We start from the raw sequence: 17,494 nt of genomic DNA on the forward strand, positions 1-17,494 counted from the left end.
AAGGGATCCGCTCGCTTCCCGCGCTCGACTTGCATGTATTAGGCACGCCGCCAGCGTTCGTCCTGAGCCAGGATCAAACTCTCCATAAAAGTAGTTTGACTTGCTCATCTGCACACCGAATGTGCTTTGTTTCACATTTCTTCATTAAAGAAGAAATGTTTTGACGTACTGGTTGGTTCGTTCAGTTTTCAAAGATCAAATAATGGTGGGCCTGAGTGGACTTGAACCACCGACCTCACGCTTATCAGGCGTGCGCTCTAACCAACTGAGCTACAGGCCCCAATGGTGATTGAATAATGGAGCGGGTGAAGGGAATCGAACCCTCATCATCAGCTTGGAAGGCTGAGGTTTTACCACTAAACTACACCCGCATATATCATGTTGTATTTCTCGATGGTCGGGAAGACAGGATTCGAACCTGCGACCCCTTGGTCCCAAACCAAGTGCTCTACCAAGCTGAGCTACTTCCCGTTAAAATGGCGCGCCCGAGAGGAGTCGAACCCCTAACCTTCTGATCCGTAGTCAGACGCTCTATCCAATTGAGCTACGGGCGCATTTTATAATAGCTTTGCGTTGAAAGCGACTTTTCTATCTTAACACGTTTCCGTGTTGATTGCAACAACTTTTTTAAAATAGTTGGTGCGGTCGAGAGGACTTGAACCTCCACGGGATTAACTCCCACTAGGCCCTCAACCTAGCGCGTCTGCCGATTCCGCCACGACCGCAGCATCATAATAATGGAATGCTGATCATGGTAATTAAAGTGCGGGTGGAGGGACTTGAACCCCCACGCCGTGAAGCACTAGATCCTAAATCTAGCGTGTCTGCCAATTCCACCACACCCGCAAATAAATGGTGAGCCATGAAGGATTCGAACCTTCGACCCTCTGATTAAAAGTCAGATGCTCTACCAGCTGAGCTAATGGCTCTAAAGAAAGGAATCTATTACACTTGGAAATGACTTGTTCTTTTTAAAAGCACAAGAACAATCATACATCTTATTAACAATGTTGTCAACCTTTTTTCGAAGAAAAAATGGCTGGGCCAGCTGGATTCGAACCAGCGCATGACGGTACCAAAAACCGTTGCCTTACCGCTTGGCTATGGCCCAAAAATAGTGGCGGTCCGGACGGGACTCGAACCCGCGACCTCCTGCGTGACAGGCAGGCATTCTAACCAACTGAACTACCGGACCCCTTAAAGGGTGATGTAAAGTGACCCGTACGGGATTCGAACCCGTGTTACCGCCGTGAAAGGGCGGTGTCTTAACCACTTGACCAACGGGCCATTAAGAAAATGGCGGAGAAGGAGGGATTTGAACCCTCGCGCCGCTTACGCGACCTACACCCTTAGCAGGGGCGCCTCTTCAGCCACTTGAGTACTTCTCCGTAATGGCTCCAACGGTAGGATTCGAACCTACGACCGATCGGTTAACAGCCGATTGCTCTACCACTGAGCTACGTTGGAATAATGTCTCAATTTGTGCCGCTCGTTTATCGGCGACGTTTAATATCTTATAACATCCTGCCTTCAATGTCAAACCCTTTTTCGTAAAAAATTGTTGTTTCTTGCGTTTTTCTGGGTTGTTTTGTTAAGGCTTATTTAATTTAACATGTGTGAAGTTGTTCGTCAACACAATTTTTACTTCTTTTTTAAACGGCCTTTACATTTCCCGCAGTGATACTTTTTCGTATCTACTTTCCTCTTTCGTTGATAAGTCTGTCCGCACTGGACACACTCATAAAGGTGAAAGCCTTTCTTTTTGTCAGAAGGAAGCTGCGCACAGAACCTCGGAGATCCTGTTTTATGTAAAAGATCTTTGAATTCAGGGTCGCCATGTCCAAAACCTTTTCCTTCTATATGAAGGTGGTAATGACACAATTCATGTTTGATAATCCCTTCTAATTCAGCACCATCCAATTCTACAACATACTTGGGGTTGATTTCAATGGTTTTTTTTGAAGGAATGTATCGTCCACCTGTCGTTCGAAGACGAGAGTTGAAGTATACATCATCTACAAATGGTTTGTCAAAGTATTTTCTGGATAACTTGTCTGTCCACACTGCCAGCTGCTGTTGGGTCAACGACTGCACAAGCACACCTCCTTGTTCTGTGCATACTGTATCATACGTACTTAAAAAGAGGAACAGAAAGGAGCTGTCCGCCATGCCTTCCTGGTTAAAAGTACAGATGGAGCGTGCTTTTTTCAATAAAGACAAATATCAGATTAAGCTGCTCAATCAGTGCTGGTACTATTATCAGCACCTCTATAAATAAAATACCCGGAAGCCGCAGCTCCCAGGTATACCGCTCCTATTGAGAAATCATCGTCAGGGCAATCCTCTGTTTCTGGACATCCACTTTGTCCACCCATACCGTAACAACGTCTCCGACAGAAACCATGTCCATCGGATGTTTGACGAATTTGTCTGCCAGTTTGGAAATATGGACAAGCCCATCCTGTTTCACACCGATGTCGACGAAGGCCCCAAAATCGACGACGTTACGGACGGTTCCTTCCAGTTCCATCCCCTCTTCCAGATCCTCCATGGAAAGAACGTTGGTCTTCAACAATGGCTTAGGAAGATCATCACGTGGATCACGGCCCGGCTGGATCAAAGCTTTTTGGATGTCTGTGAGTGTGAGTGTCCCTATACCGTACTCTTCCGAAGCGGACGTCATATCCAACTGCTTCAGTTCTTCACTCAACTGGGCATCTCCAAGGTCCTTACTCGTAAATCCAATGTTCTGAAGCAGCTTTCTCGTTGCCTGATAACTTTCCGGGTGAATGGACGTCCGGTCGAGCGGTTCTTCCCCCTCCAGCACACGGAGAAATCCGATACTCTGCTCAAAGGTTTTGGCTCCAAGTCTAGGTATGTCCTTGAGTTCGCTGCGCTTCGAGAACTTTCCGAGTTCCTCCCGCTTCTTCACGATGTTGTTCGCCACTGTTTTACTCAAACCGGATACATATTGAAGAAGCGAAGCGGAGGCAGTGTTCACATTCACACCCACCTGGTTAACCGCCGTTTCTACGACGAACGTCAGAGACTCATTCAATTTCTTCTGGGTAACATCGTGCTGGTACTGTCCGACACCAATCGATTTCGGATCGATTTTCACCAATTCCGCCAATGGGTCCTGAACGCGGCGGGCAATGGATACAGCACTTCTCTCTTCCACTTGGAAATCCGGAAATTCTTCCCGGGCAAGCTTGGACGCTGAATATACACTGGCCCCTGCTTCATTCACAATCATATAGGAAGCTTCCCAGCTGTGCTTCTGAATCATATCTGCGATAAACTGTTCCGTTTCCCGGGAGGCTGTTCCGTTCCCTATGGCGATAAGCTCCATCTGATACTGATCCATTAAAGCAAGGAGTTTCTTTTCTGCACCTTTGGTATCCTTTTTAGGGGCCGTTGGATATATGACTCCAATGTCAAGCACCTTCCCCGTCTCATCGATGACAGCAAGCTTACAACCGGTCCGATATGCCGGGTCCACACCAAGGACGACTTTCCCTTTCAGCGGTGGTTGAAGCAGAAGGCTTCTCAGGTTACTGGAGAACACATCAATCGCCTGCTCTTCCGCCACTTCAGAAAGGGCATTGCGGATTTCTCTTTCCACAGAAGGCTGGATCAATCGCTTATAGCTGTCCTGGATGGCCTCCGTCAAAATATCTCTGAGTGCCCCGGTTGTTCCCCGGTTCACCACTTCTTTTTCAAGGTACTGCTTAATACTGTCTTCGGGCGGCTGGACGGATACCTTAATGATACCTTCCTTTTCCCCACGGTTTACAGCCAGCACACGGTGGGAAGCCATCGACCGGACGGGTTCCTGGTAATCGTAGTACATTTCAAAGACGCCTTTTTCATCTTTGGCCTTGTCTTTCTCCGCAGATGCGATGGTCCCCTTTTCGTGCGTCTGTTTACGAATTCTTTCACGAAATGCTGCATCCTCCGAAATCCATTCCGCCAGAATATCATTGACGCCGGCTCGCACATCCTCAACGGACAGCAGCTCCTGCTCTTCAGAAACATAGGTCTCCGCCTCCGATGCAAAGGCAAATTCCTCCTGTTTCCAGACTTTCAGGGCCAGGGGTTCAAGCCCCTTCTCCTTCGCTGCTGTGGCTCGGGTTCTCCTTTTCTGCTTATATGGTCGGTAGAGATCCTCCACGTTCTGGAGTTTTTCTGCTTTCTCTATGTCGGCTTTCAATCCATCCGTTAATTTCCCCTGCTCGTCAATTAAACGAACAACTTCTTCCTTACGTTCAGCAAGGTTGACGGCATAATTCCACTGATCTTCAATAGACTTAATTTGAACTTCATCAAGTCCACCGGTCATCTCCTTACGATAACGGGCGATGAACGGCACGGTATTTCCTTCGTTCAGCAGCTGAATCACCTGCTGAATAATACTATCTTTCAGCTTCATTTGTCCGGCTACTGATTTGATCAGCTCCGGGCTGTTTTTCCAATCACTCAAAAAAAGACCTCCTTCAATGACGTCCCTCTTATTGTAACAAAACAAAGAAGCGTTTACCTTCTTGTTTCAGGGCTGCTCTTCGAATAAAAAATCCCTATTCCCGGATATAAACCGAAGAATAAGGATTGTTAGTGATAAACCATCGCTATTAATGTTGTATCGTCCTCGCGGTTTTGGCCGTAGAGATTTTTGTACAAGGTCGTAATCTCTTCCGCGTTTCGTACGTGTGTCAGCTTTGCAGACAACCGGCGGTCATTTACTCCGTCAGAGAACATCAGAAAAATCATTCCTTTCTGGATTTTCCCGTGAGTAACCCTCAGCGATCTGGAATAGCCAGATAAATACCCTGCAAGTGGGATATTCCGGTGTCGTTTGCCGTCAGGATCTACAGTAATGACCCCGATATTCCCGATGGAAGAATACGAATACGTCATTCCGCTGTAATCGATTTTCAAAATACCGAGCACAACTCCGCGTTTTCCGACCAGCACTTCATTACACTTTTTCACGAGCGCCTCTACAGAAAGAGAAGGGTGATCTTCAATGATTTCCATGACCGCTTTTGAAGATTCCATCGCCATCTCTCCACTGCCGAGGCCATCAGCCAGTGCACAAAGGAACGCATCATCTGTTTCACGGTAAAAATAACTGTCGCCACAGTAATAATTCCCTTTTTTTGCTTTTTGGAAGACAGATAACTCCACCCGTTCGTTCCCCTTTTCCACTAGAACACCTCAACCGATTCCGACTGGAGAGCTTCCCTCAATTTACGCAGCGCCCGTCTCTGCAGCCGGGATACGTGCATCTGGGAAATGCCAAGCCGCTCGCCTGTATCTTTCTGACTCATGTTTTCAAAATACGTGCACTGCAGAATCTCCTGTTCACGTTCACTCAAGATCGGCAGGACCTTTTCCAGCAGCATCCGCTGATCGATATTGGAGTATCCTTCATCCTGATTCCCGATAAGGTCGAGAATCGTGACGGTACTTCCATCTGAATCTGCTTCGATTTTCCGGTCCACAGAAAGGGCCTTGTAGCTTTTACCCATTTCCATCGTTTCCAGTACATCCTCTTCGGAGACCTCCAGGTACTCGGCAATCTCAAGGACGGATGGAGAACGCTGCTGAATATTCGTCAGTTCTTCAGCTGCTTTTTTGATCTTCGGACCTAGTTCCTTGATCCGGCGGGGGACATGTACACTCCACGTCTTATCGCGGATGAAGCGTTTAATCTCGCCGATGATGGTCGGGATCGCGAACGATTCGAACGATTTCCCGAAATCCTTATCATACCTGCGGATTGCTGCCAGCAGACCCAGCATCCCTACCTGGACGAGGTCTTCATGAATCGTACTGTTCTTCGAATATTTACGGGCGATGGACTCTACAAGGTCCTTATAAACAAGGACCACTTTCTCCTGTACAGCCTCATCTTTCGGATTCTCCTGTAAGTAGGCAATCCATTCGTAAATTTCTTCATTGTGGTGTTGTGATCTGGTCGCCATTTTGACCCACCCCGGTTTCATGGAGGTATTTTGTCATTAATACAATCACTCCATATTTACTGTTGATTTCGACTTTATCCATTAAGGCATCAATCAAAAACAGGCCAAATCCGCCTTCGCGGAGCTCTTCAATATCACCGTCCTGTTTATAAGGTCCGATGTCCTCTTTCACTTCACCAAGGTTGAAGCTTCCGCCGTGATCGGCCACCATTACCTCAAGCCTGTCCTGATAAACACCGAAACCGATGGTGATTTCACCTTCACCCGTTTCTTTATAGGCATGTTTGACAGCATTGGTAATCGCTTCTGAAATAGCCACCTTCAAATCTTCGATATCTTCATACGAAAAGCCCATGCGGTTGGCAATCCCGGACGTGCTCAGACGCACAACTCCGATGTATTCCGCTTTCGCAGGCACCTTCACTTCAACAAAATCAAATGGTTCCATCATTACATTCCACCTTGCACTGTAGAATCAATGTTCATAATTTCAGTCAGCCCGGTAATTTTAAACAGACGGTAGACACGATCCTGCATATGAACGAGGCGGAGCGTGCTGTCGTTTTCCTTCGTCGCTTTCAGGGCACTGATAAACACGCCCAGTCCTGTGGAATCCATATAGTTCACATCTTGAAGATTCACTTCAACGACATCCTGCTCCTTCGTCAATGGAAGCAGCGTTTCTTTAAGCTGGGGCGCCGTGAATGCATCGACTTCTCCGCCAAGCATTACGTTCGCCACGCCGTCATTTTTTGTCACATCTATCGATAAATTCATAAATATCCCTCCCGTGTTGCTGAAAAGTAACCTAAATAGCCAGTACCCGGATTAACAAAACGTTAAACATTCCTTCTCAGGATGATCAACGTAAAGTCATCACGCAGATGGAAGTCCTGGAGGCGCTCAAAGTGCTTGTACACCTGGTCAACGATGCCCTGTGCAGGCAGATGGGAATACTGCTTGATGACATGGAGCACTTCTTCCTGCTCGATAAAACGGTCACCCGTGCGGCATTCTGTCACGCCATCGGTCAAGAGGACGATCATATCGCCCTTCTCCACCTTTTTCTCATACTGGGTATAGGTGATTTCAGGGGACACACCGAGAACAAGGCCCGGAGCATCAATCTCTTCAAATTCGTCCGTATCCTTATGATAATAAAAGCCCGGCTCATGACCGGCAGAAGCATAAGTAAACGTATGATTGTTATTGTTATACAAGCCATAGAACATTGTAATGAACATGCTTGCATCGACATTCCGTTCGACGACCCGGTTCAAGCTGCCCAGGATGACATTCGGGTCAGTCTGCATCTCCGAGAAACTGTCCATGGAATATTTGATCATGGACATGCACAAAGCGGCCGGAACTCCTTTTCCGATGACGTCAGCCACCGCTATACCCAGCCCGCCTTTCTCGTCATGGACAAAATGGTGATAGTCACCGTTCATCTGTTTAGCCGGTACACTGAGTGCTCCGACATCCAGTTCATCAATATCCGGCTTCACCGTGGACAGGAGTGTTTTCTGCATATTGGCTGCAACCGATATCTCCGACTTGAGCTCCAGCTGTTTCTCCCGGAGAGTCTGATATTCCTGATAGGCGAGACCATAGGAAATCATGGTTTCTAAAAGGAAATTCATGGATGTTTGAATATACTCCGGCATATCCGGGTATATTTCCTGTAATGATTGAATGTGCACGTTAATAATTTCTTCCGGTGATATATTCTGCTGCATGGAGTATTTACTGAACTGCTCTGCCTGATACAGAGCCTGCTCATCTTTCGTATTAATATACTCCTGCAGCAGCTCTTTATAATTTTCCAAGTCGAGTTTTAATGTACTCATCGTTTATACCTCCTCTAACGGAGCCATTTCACAACCTTGATTTCTGTACCTTCCCCTACCTGGGATATAATATCGAACTCATCCATCAGCCGCTTTACGCCGGGCAGGCCTGCCCCCAGTCCTCCGGAAGTCGTAAAGCCGTCCTCCATGACCTGGCTGATATCCTGAATCCCAGGTCCTTCGTCCATGGCAACGATGCGGATGCCTTTTTTATTCATGTCCTCAAGCGTTTCAAAACACACTTTTCCGGTCCCTGCATATAAATAGATGTTTCTCGCTAATTCCGAGATGGCAGTGGCGATTCTTGCCTGATCAACGGTACCGAAGCCGATCTTCCTGGAGATATCACGGCCCAGCTGCCTTGCTCCGACAATGTCCCACTCCTTTTGTATGTTCACACAGGATTGAAAATCCATATTCACTCCTCCAATTCCTGGCGAAGTTTAATCAATCCTTGTTCTAGATCTAAAGCTGTAGGAACATCCTGCATATGAATGCCCAAATCGATCAGCGTCATGGCTACCGCAGGCTGAATTCCAGTCAGCACTACTTTTGCCCCCATTAAATCTGACATCGTTACGACATCGCCGAGTACTTTAGCAATAAACGAATCGATAATGTCGACAGAAGTCAGGTCAATGACGACACCTGTAGCTCCACTCTCATGGATTTTTTTCAACAGGTCTTCCTGGAACTGGATAGCCGTCTGATCATCAAGGTCGATTTGAATAGAAATCAACAGGTAGTTATGAAGCTTTAATATAGGTATCCTCATTCGTTTCACTCCCCATCTAGCGAATCAATCAGTTTTTCAATGTCCTGGTCGTTGGAACGAGTGTCCTCAATACGGCGGTTTGTCAGCTCAAGAGCTGATTGGAAGCCTTTGCGGAGGGAACTCTTCGTCGGGAACTTCCCAAGATCGATACCGAGATTGACGATCGTCTGTGCAATTTCCGGGCGTATTCCGACGAGAATACAGCGTGAACCGATCAAACGGACCGCTTCTGCCGCCTGGATAATGTGATGCGCCACCATCGTATCGACAACCGGCACACCCGTAATGTCGATCAGCACGACTTCCGCATTATGCTTAATCACGCCATCCAGCAGGTTTTCCATGATCAGCTTGGCTCTTTCCGTATCAATCGTACCGATCAACGGCATGATCGTGATGTTATCCATCACAGGGATCAGCGGTGCTGATAATTCCTGCAGAGCCACCCGCTGCAGTGAAACGATGTGCTCCCAGCTTCCTGAATACTCATTGACGAGACGGTTGATGATCGGATCCACCCATCCGTCCACTTCTCTCAGAATTTCAGAAAAATGATCGGAATCAACCTTTTCCGACTGCTTGAGAATAAAATCCGTTACAACACGGCGGAATACCTGCATACCGTCCGTCAGGTAGCTCAAAGGCCAGCCAAGATTGATGAGGCGTTCAGAAAAATCATCCAGATCCGAGGATAACCCCTGTTTTTCTATGCTTGAAAATATGACGTTCACGAACTCCCGGTTCGTATTTTCAAACATTTCCTCAGAAATCGTTGATGTATAATCATTCTTTTTATGAGCATCAACTTCCTTCAACCACATATTGACAATATCGTCGCTGTGTTCCAGCACTACGTTTTTTAATCGTTCATCCATTATCGAACCCTCCGCCATTGATACCATTTCATATTTTCAACTGCTGCTTTTGCTATCTGGGTATAATGTTAACAAAAAAGGTCAGGTAATAACACCAATCCGTTTGTAAAAAAACATGCCAACATCAATACCCTCTGTATTTCTATTATAAACTACATTCGACAAAAAAAATAAAGCCGCCTGCAAACCAGGCAACTTTATTTAAAAAAAAGAAAAAAGGTAAGTTAGAAGTCGATCAAACCGAGGCTGACCTGCAGGGATTTATTCACCTGCTGCATCATCGGTTCGTCCAATTGGGTGATCTTGTCGGTCAAACGCTGCTTGTCAATCGTTCTGATTTGCTCCAATAGGATCACAGAATTTCGCTCGAACCCATATTTTTCTGCATTGATTTCAACGTGAGTAGGAAGTTTGGCTTTTTGTATTTGCGCTGTAATCGCGGCAATGATTACGGTCGGGCTGAAGCGATTACCAATGTCATTCTGAAGGATGAGTACAGGACGAACGCCGCCTTGTTCGGATCCCACAACCGGGGACAAATCAGCGAAATAAACGTCACCTCGTTTGACTATCACAGGCTTCACACCCCGCTCACTAATTGCTCCAGGGTGTGTTCGGCCTCCTCTTCAGCTTGAAACGCTTCTGAAGCGATGTTTAAATTGATTTTCGCCATTTCCATATAACCTCTTCGCATCGATTCCCGAATATGACGTTGTTTTTTCTCACGCAAATACATTTTAGTTGCTTGACACATGAAATCGCTCCGATCACTGTTATCGAGTTGAATGAAGCCATCCACTTCATTGAGTAGGTTATCCGGAATCCGGATGACAATCTCCTGCATGCTGTCGGACAAAACCATACACCTCCACCATCTTCTCTCAAAAGAAACCAGTCAAATAGTCCACTCTAATCTTATCAAACGGGAGTGTCCATTGCAAAGGCGTGTTGGAATTTTTTTGTGTATTGGGCTGCTTTCCATCCTTACATCGGGAGATTTGTCCTAAACCTCTTCTTTCCTGTCACAACGTATTTCTTACTTCAATCGTCTTCCCGTCTTTCCGGTATACACGGGGAACCCTGTGGCTGATGATACAGGGAATTTCATAATTGATGGTATCCAGCCAGGCAGCTATTTCATCCGCCGTGATTTCGTCATTCCCCTGTTTACCAATTAAGGTAACCTTTGTCCCTATAGGATATTCCTGATCCAGCTGAATCATGAATTGATCCATGCAGATTCTTCCGACAATCGGATGGCGTTTCCCGTCGACGAGGACTTCCATGCCCTGCAGGCGGCGGATCCAGCCATCGGCATAACCCAATGGAACGGTTCCGATCCATTCTTCTTTTTCTGTCGTATACGTCGCTCCGTAGCTGATCGATTCTCCGGGACCCACCCGTTTCACGTGCACAAGACAGCTGGTCAGGGAAAAGGCCGGGGTCAATTCTACAGGCCGCTCCTGCTTCACATCTTCGGAGGGATAAAGTCCGTACATGCTGATCCCGAAACGGACAAAGTGGTCCATCCGCTCAGGAAAACGCATACTTGCTGCACTGTTACTCGTATGTATTTCGACATCTTCCGGCCAATTCCTCTTAAAATGCTCTGCCAATCGCTGAAATTCGTCCGCCTGCTGCTGATAGTAATCCGTATCCTCATCATCAGCGGTGGCAAAATGAGTGAAGATGCCGGTCAGCCTGAACGTATCATCGGCTTTGACAGCCCGCAGGACACCGTCCATTTCCTCCGTATCACGGACACCGATTCTTCCCATTCCTGTATCCAGCTTCAAATGAATGGACAGCGGCTTCTCACACTCGGCCGTCTGCACCTGATGCAGCCATTCTTCCTGAAAAACCGTAACCGTGATGTCGTTGGCCGCCGCCAGCGGAGCGTCTTCCGGGCGCGTCCATCCCATCACAAGAATCGGGGCCTCCATCCCTGCATCCCGAAGCTTGAGCGCTTCATCCATAATGGCAACTGCCAGTCCGGCCGCACCTGCGCGCAGAGCTTCCGCTGCGACCTGCACATCGCCGTGACCGTAAGCATCTGCTTTGACGACCGCATAAATCCCTGTTTCAGAGGGGAGCCTGCGCCTCAATTGTTGAATATTTGCTTCTATCGCTGATAAATCAATTTCCGCTATCGAATCTCTATAGTATCTGTCCTGCTGCACCTTGCCCGCTCCTCTCCTTTTTCTATCCTATTATTATTGAGCGGAACATTCCCCGCTGTCAAATGGGCACCGCCCCCCTTCTCCCGACAGCCTCCCTCCATAAAAAAGCCGCAGAGCGCTGAACGGCACCTGCGGCTTTTTTATAAAGAAAATAAAAGCAGACGATACCGCCTGCTCCACCCTTCATCTATTTCACCATAGCTCCATGGTTGATGGAACTGGCCACGGCGACCATTTCTTCCTGGGTCAGCTCGTTGCTGGCAAGCTGGTAGGTCGTTCCATTATGGCTCCACTCCAGACGGTTATGCTCCAGCGCCCCAATGACGCCGTCATCCAGCTGCACCGGATCCCCATTCACATGAACCGAGTACTGGGCGCTTGCCGGCTGCACTTCCGCCTTTTCCTGAACGAGTGTGAAGTTCTTGTCTCCGGCATAGGTCATGATCATACGTCTGCCGTCATCTGTCTTCACTTCCCGCTCTTCCGCAAGCTCTGCACCGAAGGTTTCCTGCGGATACAGCACTTCCTCCAGCTCCTCATCCGCTCCTTCCATGTTCGCTACCGGAGCCTCAGCTGGGGACATCGCCATATTTTTGTCTACATCAAAATCCTCTTTTTTCAGCGAGTCATCCTTAGTGAAGTTCGCAAACGAAACTTCTACGAGCGCATTCATATCCTGATCAAAGACTTTGACCATAACGGGCTGGTAGGATTTTTTATCGAAATAAATTTCCTGGTAAGGGAGTGTTTTGTTATTTTGATAGTTGGTTTTCGTCTTGAATTTAAAATAGTTTTCCGTTGCTGTGAATTCCGCTTCCGGATCGGCCTTGATATCATTTAGAAGAGAAGCAAATAAATAGGGCTGACTTGTATTCTGCGGCCAGTCACTCTGGAATTTGAAACTCTTATTCAAAGCCGGAGTGAGAACATAGACACCGGTATCGTTTTTCAGAATGACCTGGCTCCCCTTTTCATCCTGATCGTTCTGAAGTTTGACGCGGTAGTAATCGTCTTTCTTGTGCCACACTTGAATGTGATACTTCTGCTCTTCCTTGCCTGTGCGCATCTTCATGTTCGCTTCCGTTTTATAACCCGCCATCTCTTCTGTCTGTTTCTCAAGCTTCTTGATTACATCCTCTTTTGACTGGGAGCCGCACGCGGTCAGAGCCCCCAGGATGAACAGGCTGAATAAAAGGATCAGAAAACGTCTTTGCATCAGACTCCACTCCTTTGTCTCTACTTATGGACAAAGGGAACGTTATGTTATGGATGAAGAGAGTGTACGAAAGGTATGGGACAGCCCGTCAATGACATCGGTGGCCAGCAGGTCCACTTTTGAATGGCCCTGCTGTACGAGTTGATCCGCTGTGTATCCGTGCAGGACGCAGCCACTGCTGAGTCCGTCCAACGTGGATGTGGACTGCATCAGCATCGAAAGCAGAATGCCCGCCAGGGCATCTCCACTGCCGCCTTTAGCAAGCCCTGCATTCCCTGTGGCATCCACGCGCTGCTCTCCATCCGGCGCCGTAATGATGGTCGACGGACCTTTCAGGACGAGGTAAACCCCATACCTGCGGGCAAACGCTTCGGCCAGAGAAAACGGAGAAAGCAGGACCTCCTTGATCGACAAGCCGGTCAGATGGGCAAACTCTCCCGGGTGCGGGGTAAGGATGGTCGGAGCCGTCCTCTTTTCCAATTCACCGAGAAAGTCTTTCAGCACATACAACCCGTCCGCATCAATCAATAAGGGGACGTCGGTATGAGTAACAGCGTGGCGGATCAGCTCTTGAGAAGCTTCTCCCCTTCCGATACCCATGCCAGCCGCCACACCATCGTATGCAGACAAATCCAGCGTGTCCCTCTGGACAAATGTGGCCTCCTGGATATAAGGGGAAATGGATGGAACCGCCCCTTCCTCCGTGGCGATGGCAACCAATCCAGCTCCGCTTCTAAGCGCAGCCCGTGATGTCATCGCGGCAGACCCCGGCATTAGAACCGAACCTCCAATGACCAGACCCCTGCCGTGGGAACCTTTATGCGAATGGTCATCACGGGAAGGAAGTGTCTGCTTCACATCATCCACCGTCCACAAACGCCGATTCACAGAAGGAGCGGTTTTTGGCGGAATGCCGATTTCAACGACAGACCACTGCCCGTACCAGGGCTGTGTATGCTGGAGAAACGCACTCAGTTTCGGAGCCTCGATCACCGATGTATAATCGGCTTTGTAGGCCGTGAACTCCTCTACTCCTTCATCCGCAGGAACGCCGGTTGGGAGGTCGACGGCAAGACGAAGCAGAGGAGCCTCATTGCAGTACCGGACGATTTGGTTATAAGGTTCACGCAGATCACCCCGGACACCGATGCCGAGCATGGCGTCTATAGAAACATCCGCGCGTCGCAGATACTCTTCCGCGTCTTCCACATCCGTCCATTTTTTCACTGTGTGACCGGAAGCTTGGAAGATCTGCTTATGCACAGCTGCGTCTCCCTTGATTTTGTCATCCGGAACAACCTGCACAGCCTCGACCGTGTACCCAAGGTTCAAAAGGGTACGTGCAATCACGAAACCGTCTCCGCCATTGCTCCCGGCACCTATCCATACGATGATCCTGTCCGATTTCTGAATGTGTCTGACCAGATCACAGGCGGCCGCACGTCCGGCATTCTCCATAAGCATTGGTCCTGCCAGACCGGCCTCTGCCGCAGCCTGATCCCGTTCGTACATCTCTTGTGCGGTTACAATATCCAATTCGTTCCCTCCTACCCGCATTACATGTTATGAGACAAGCGGTTCAATTATGTCTTGCCTGACTATTCCCGACCGGCCTCTTCCAAAACCACCTGGGCCACTGCATGACTCCGGCTGTGGGTGATCGACACCCAGATACGGCACGTTTCATAGCCCTTTGCCGTCATAAGCGGCGCCCCATTTTCTGAAGCGAGGATTTCCATATCCTGAAAACTGAGTGCTCCGATGCCGGTACCTGCTGCCTTCGCGAAGGCTTCCTTGGCTGCGAAGCGCCCGGCAGCAAACTCTGCCTGCCGCTGTTCCTGGAGAGCCAGACAGCGCTGATATTCATTTTCTGTTAATATTCTTTGAACAAAGCGCGGCTGACGCTTTATACTTTGTTTAATACGATCGATTTCGACCATATCGATTCCAATTCCTTTGATCACACCGCATCTTCCTTTTCCATATCAATCTATCACCAGTATACCCCAACGTACCTTTGTTAAAAAAAGAATACGCAGATGGTGATGGGACTACACTTTTAGATAACAAGACATCATAAAGGAGACGAATGTCATGTTTTTACGAACAGAGAGCTTTAAAGAGTTTCTGAGATTTTATCCAGTGGTTTCCGCGCTCGTCGGAATTCATTTCGGTCTATGGCTGCTTGCTGATTTCCTTCAGCTGGGCTTTGCTGTGGATTTGAAGCAGTGGGGAATCGGCGTCAACGTACTCGTGTTAAATGGAGAGTACTGGAGACTGCTGACCCCCATCTTTCTGCACGCCGGCTTCATGCACGCCTTATTCAATTCCTTTTCCCTTGTCCTGTTCGGACCTGCACTTGAACAGATGCTCGGCCGCGTGAGATTTATCGTCATGTACCTGGCCGCCGGCATCGCCGGCAACATCGGCACATTCATCGTCAACCCTGATGCGTACTACGCGCACCTCGGGGCCTCCGGAGCCATCTTCGGGATTTTCGGAGTGTACGTGTTCATGGTGCTGTTCCGGAAGCATTTAATCGACCAGGCCAACGCGCAGATTATCATCGTCATTTTTGCCCTTGGGCTTTTCATGACCTTTACCCGCCAGAACATTAACATTCTCGGTCACCTCTTCGGCTTGATCGGCGGTTTCGCCATCGCTCCTGCCATTCTGAAAAAAGCCCGCCCGTTTTCTCTCTGGCAGATCCGCACCCGTCATTCCAGCCGGGACAGTGACGAGATTTCGTTTGACCCTAACCGGTGGAAAAAACGACGGTACGGCCGTGGCCGCATCGGCAGATACCTGCTGTGGGGCATCATCATTTTTCTTGCCTTGTTTGCACTTGTGAACCGGTCGCTGTAATACAGGCGGCCGCTTGAAACAAAAAAAGATCCGCTTCCTGACAGATAGGAAGCGGATCTTTTTATTTATTAGCTGCGGCCTTTGTTTTGGTAGCTGCCGCGCTTGCCGCCTTTACCGCTGAAGTTGCGGTTGCGGGATTTGTTTTTGTTCTTGTTGTTGAAGTTACGGTTGCCGCCGCCTTTGCGGTAGCCGCCTTTTTTCTTGCCTTTGTCACGCTGAGCGTTTTTCACACTGATTGGTGCAACATAGGACAGGTTCACAGGAACTTCACTGCGCTCTTTTGTCATCATCTTAAGAGCTGCTGCGATAAGATCTGAAGGCTCATAGCGCTCAAGCAGTTCTTCCGCTGCATTCTTGTAGTTGTTCAAGTCATTGTTGTTCACTGTTTCAGCAATCTTTTCGACAGCCACTTTCTGCTGACCGCGTGCAGCTTCTTCAGAAGAAGGCACTTTCAGACGCTCCACTTTTTTCTTCGTGATTTTTTCGATCAAGTTAAGCTGATCTTTTTCACGTGGTGTTACGAAGGAGACAGACTCCCCTTTACGTCCGGCACGACCTGTACGGCCGATACGGTGTACATAGCTTTCCGGGTCCTGTGGAATATCGAAGTTGTACACGTGGGAAACTTCAGAGATATCCAGTCCGCGGGCTGCCACGTCTGTAGCTACAAGGATTTCGATACGTCCACGCTTGAACTTGTTCAATGTAGACATACGCTTCCCTTGAGTCAGGTCACCATGAATGCCTTCTGCGCTGAATCCGCGCGCTTGAAGACCGTCAGCGACTTCGTCTACACGACGCTTCGTACGACCGAAGACGATCGCTAATGCTGGATCATGAATATCAAGCAGACGCGTCAGTGTATCAAATTTGTGCTTTTCCGGAACTTCCACGAAGAACTGCTCGATGTTTTCCACCGTCATTTCCTTCGCTTTTACTTTGACTTCTTCCGGATCGTTCATAAGAGTTGTTGCGATGTCGCGGATTTCTTTCGGCATGGTTGCAGAGAACAAGAGTGTCTGGCGTTCTTCTGGAAGAGCCTTCAGAATGTCGCGGATATCATCGATGAAGCCCATGTTCAGCATTTCGTCCGCTTCATCAAGGACAGCTGTGTGCACGTTCTCCAGTTTAATCGTTTTACGACGAATGTGGTCAAGTAAACGTCCAGGTGTCGCTACCACGATGTGGTTGTTCTTCAACGCACGGATCTGGCGCTCCATATTGGATCCACCGTAAATCGGAAGAACGCGTGCGCCTTTCCCTTTACCAAGGCGGTTCATTTCTTCAGCTACCTGAATAGCCAGTTCTCTTGTCGGGGCGATGACAAGACCTTGAACACCTTTCACCTGTTTGTTGATTTTTTCAAGCATCGGAATACCGAATGCCGCCGTCTTACCCGTACCTGTCTGAGCCTGCCCAATCACGTCTTTCCCTTCCAGTCCTAGAGGGATCGTCTGTTCTTGAATTGGTGTGGTTTCTTCAAAGCCCATTACGTCCAATGATTTGAGAATCGGCTTTGATAATCCTAGTGATTCGAATGTTGTCACTTAATTCCTACTCCTTTATGTTTAAATCTTCTACCTATATCCATGTAAAAAAAGCCTTCTGCCACAGGAAACGGGAGAGGCTTCTCTGGTATCTGCCTGATAGATTTATTCATCATAACATATTTAACACACTATATTCTACACATTTCCGCTATGCTTTTCAAACCCAATAATGATAAAATGATTAAAAACCGACCTA

At 48.2% G+C, this 17,494-nt stretch carries 19 protein-coding genes, 12 tRNA genes and 1 rRNA gene; 2 read left to right on the plus strand and 30 right to left on the minus strand.

Features of this window, described 5'->3' with window-relative positions; translation table 11 throughout:
• From GLV97_RS18790 to GLV97_RS18855, 14 genes are all read right to left on the minus strand, one after another.
• A 16S ribosomal RNA gene (locus tag GLV97_RS18790) occupies positions 1–89 on the minus strand; the annotation flags it as partial.
• Between the two features lie 114 nt (positions 90–203).
• Positions 204–280: transfer RNA gene (locus tag GLV97_RS18795), tRNA-Ile, on the minus strand.
• Positions 281–297: 17 nt separating this feature from the next.
• Positions 298–371, minus strand: a tRNA-Gly gene (locus GLV97_RS18800).
• Between the two features lie 23 nt (positions 372–394).
• A tRNA-Pro gene (locus GLV97_RS18805) sits at positions 395–471 on the minus strand.
• Positions 472–477: 6 nt separating this feature from the next.
• Positions 478–554, minus strand: a tRNA-Arg gene (locus tag GLV97_RS18810).
• Positions 555–637: 83 nt separating this feature from the next.
• Positions 638–725: transfer RNA gene (locus tag GLV97_RS18815), tRNA-Leu, on the minus strand.
• Between the two features lie 39 nt (positions 726–764).
• Positions 765–846, minus strand: a tRNA-Leu gene (locus tag GLV97_RS18820).
• A gap of 7 nt (positions 847–853) precedes the next feature.
• Positions 854–929, minus strand: a tRNA-Lys gene (locus tag GLV97_RS18825).
• Positions 930–1,036: 107 nt separating this feature from the next.
• Positions 1,037–1,111 (minus strand) — tRNA-Gln (locus tag GLV97_RS18830).
• Between the two features lie 7 nt (positions 1,112–1,118).
• Positions 1,119–1,195, minus strand: a tRNA-Asp gene (locus tag GLV97_RS18835).
• A gap of 20 nt (positions 1,196–1,215) precedes the next feature.
• A tRNA-Glu gene (locus tag GLV97_RS18840) sits at positions 1,216–1,287 on the minus strand.
• A gap of 10 nt (positions 1,288–1,297) precedes the next feature.
• Positions 1,298–1,388, minus strand: a tRNA-Ser gene (locus GLV97_RS18845).
• A gap of 4 nt (positions 1,389–1,392) precedes the next feature.
• Positions 1,393–1,467 (minus strand) — tRNA-Asn (locus GLV97_RS18850).
• A gap of 174 nt (positions 1,468–1,641) precedes the next feature.
• A complete protein-coding gene (locus GLV97_RS18855) occupies positions 1,642–2,094 on the minus strand; it encodes a SprT family protein (protein WP_337192773.1) in 453 nt (150 codons plus the stop codon).
• Positions 2,095–2,167: 73 nt separating this feature from the next.
• Here GLV97_RS18855 and cmpA point away from each other — a divergent pair, with 73 nt between their 5' ends.
• Positions 2,168–2,278, plus strand: a complete 111-nt coding sequence (cmpA, locus tag GLV97_RS18860; protein WP_156896544.1) for a cortex morphogenetic protein CmpA — start codon at positions 2,168–2,170, stop codon at positions 2,276–2,278.
• A 36-nt stretch (positions 2,279–2,314) separates the two neighbouring features.
• On the opposite strand, the gene GLV97_RS18865 is transcribed toward cmpA, so the two are convergent.
• From GLV97_RS18865 to acpS, 15 genes are all read right to left on the minus strand, one after another.
• Complete coding sequence (locus GLV97_RS18865; RefSeq protein WP_423784981.1) at positions 2,315–4,483, minus strand: Tex family protein; 2,169 nt, start codon at positions 4,481–4,483, stop codon at positions 2,315–2,317.
• Positions 4,484–4,611: 128 nt separating this feature from the next.
• Positions 4,612–5,187, minus strand: a complete 576-nt coding sequence (locus GLV97_RS18870; protein ID WP_160890332.1) for a SpoIIE family protein phosphatase — start codon at positions 5,185–5,187, stop codon at positions 4,612–4,614.
• A gap of 20 nt (positions 5,188–5,207) precedes the next feature.
• Positions 5,208–5,987, minus strand: a complete 780-nt coding sequence (sigB, locus tag GLV97_RS18875; RefSeq protein WP_027956778.1) for an RNA polymerase sigma factor SigB — start codon at positions 5,985–5,987, stop codon at positions 5,208–5,210.
• Positions 5,959–6,435 (minus strand): anti-sigma B factor RsbW, encoded by a 477-nt coding sequence (rsbW, locus tag GLV97_RS18880; RefSeq protein WP_027956779.1) that lies wholly within the window; start codon positions 6,433–6,435, stop codon positions 5,959–5,961. The genes sigB and rsbW overlap by 29 nt, the downstream gene beginning before the upstream one ends.
• A 2-nt stretch (positions 6,436–6,437) precedes the next feature.
• Positions 6,438–6,764, minus strand: a complete 327-nt coding sequence (locus GLV97_RS18885) for an STAS domain-containing protein (RefSeq protein WP_160839723.1) — start codon at positions 6,762–6,764, stop codon at positions 6,438–6,440.
• 62 nt (positions 6,765–6,826) lie between these two features.
• On the minus strand, positions 6,827–7,837 hold the full coding sequence (locus GLV97_RS18890) for a PP2C family protein-serine/threonine phosphatase (RefSeq protein WP_160890333.1): 1,011 nt from the start codon (positions 7,835–7,837) through the stop codon (positions 6,827–6,829).
• A gap of 14 nt (positions 7,838–7,851) precedes the next feature.
• Positions 7,852–8,253 carry an anti-sigma regulatory factor gene (locus tag GLV97_RS18895; RefSeq protein WP_160839721.1) on the minus strand — a complete coding sequence of 134 codons (402 nt, stop codon included), beginning with the start codon at positions 8,251–8,253 and terminating at the stop codon, positions 7,852–7,854.
• A 2-nt stretch (positions 8,254–8,255) separates the two neighbouring features.
• A complete protein-coding gene (locus GLV97_RS18900; protein WP_027956783.1) occupies positions 8,256–8,612 on the minus strand; it encodes an STAS domain-containing protein in 357 nt (118 codons plus the stop codon).
• Positions 8,613–8,617: 5 nt separating this feature from the next.
• Positions 8,618–9,487: an RsbT co-antagonist protein RsbRA gene (locus tag GLV97_RS18905; RefSeq protein ID WP_160839720.1), complete on the minus strand. Its 870-nt coding sequence runs from the start codon at positions 9,485–9,487 to the stop codon at positions 8,618–8,620.
• Between the two features lie 224 nt (positions 9,488–9,711).
• The gene (locus GLV97_RS18910) at positions 9,712–10,062 is read right to left on the minus strand and encodes a type II toxin-antitoxin system PemK/MazF family toxin (protein WP_027956785.1); all 351 of its coding nucleotides are present in this window, start codon (positions 10,060–10,062) and stop codon (positions 9,712–9,714) included.
• Positions 10,063–10,067: 5 nt separating this feature from the next.
• On the minus strand, positions 10,068–10,349 hold the full coding sequence (locus GLV97_RS18915) for a CopG family ribbon-helix-helix protein (RefSeq protein WP_027956786.1): 282 nt from the start codon (positions 10,347–10,349) through the stop codon (positions 10,068–10,070).
• A 160-nt stretch (positions 10,350–10,509) separates the two neighbouring features.
• The gene (alr, locus tag GLV97_RS18920; RefSeq protein ID WP_160890334.1) at positions 10,510–11,667 is read right to left on the minus strand and encodes an alanine racemase; all 1,158 of its coding nucleotides are present in this window, start codon (positions 11,665–11,667) and stop codon (positions 10,510–10,512) included.
• 187 nt (positions 11,668–11,854) lie between these two features.
• A complete protein-coding gene (locus GLV97_RS18925) occupies positions 11,855–12,883 on the minus strand; it encodes a LolA family protein (protein ID WP_160839718.1) in 1,029 nt (342 codons plus the stop codon).
• A 42-nt stretch (positions 12,884–12,925) separates the two neighbouring features.
• On the minus strand, positions 12,926–14,419 hold the full coding sequence (locus tag GLV97_RS18930) for an NAD(P)H-hydrate dehydratase (RefSeq protein ID WP_160890335.1): 1,494 nt from the start codon (positions 14,417–14,419) through the stop codon (positions 12,926–12,928).
• Between the two features lie 62 nt (positions 14,420–14,481).
• The gene (gene acpS / locus GLV97_RS18935; RefSeq protein ID WP_160839716.1) at positions 14,482–14,847 is read right to left on the minus strand and encodes a holo-ACP synthase; all 366 of its coding nucleotides are present in this window, start codon (positions 14,845–14,847) and stop codon (positions 14,482–14,484) included.
• Between the two features lie 130 nt (positions 14,848–14,977).
• On the opposite strand from acpS, the gene GLV97_RS18940 reads away from it, so the two are divergent.
• Positions 14,978–15,748: a rhomboid family intramembrane serine protease gene (locus tag GLV97_RS18940; RefSeq protein WP_160890336.1), complete on the plus strand. Its 771-nt coding sequence runs from the start codon at positions 14,978–14,980 to the stop codon at positions 15,746–15,748.
• Positions 15,749–15,816: 68 nt separating this feature from the next.
• Here the strand turns inward: GLV97_RS18940 and GLV97_RS18945 are convergent, their stop codons facing one another.
• Positions 15,817–17,295: a DEAD/DEAH box helicase gene (locus GLV97_RS18945; RefSeq protein WP_160839714.1), complete on the minus strand. Its 1,479-nt coding sequence runs from the start codon at positions 17,293–17,295 to the stop codon at positions 15,817–15,819.
• Positions 17,296–17,494 lie beyond the last annotated feature (199 nt).

This window comes from Halobacillus litoralis (genome assembly GCF_009856355.1).
Classification (GTDB): domain Bacteria; phylum Bacillota; class Bacilli; order Bacillales; family Halobacillaceae; genus Halobacillus; species Halobacillus litoralis_B.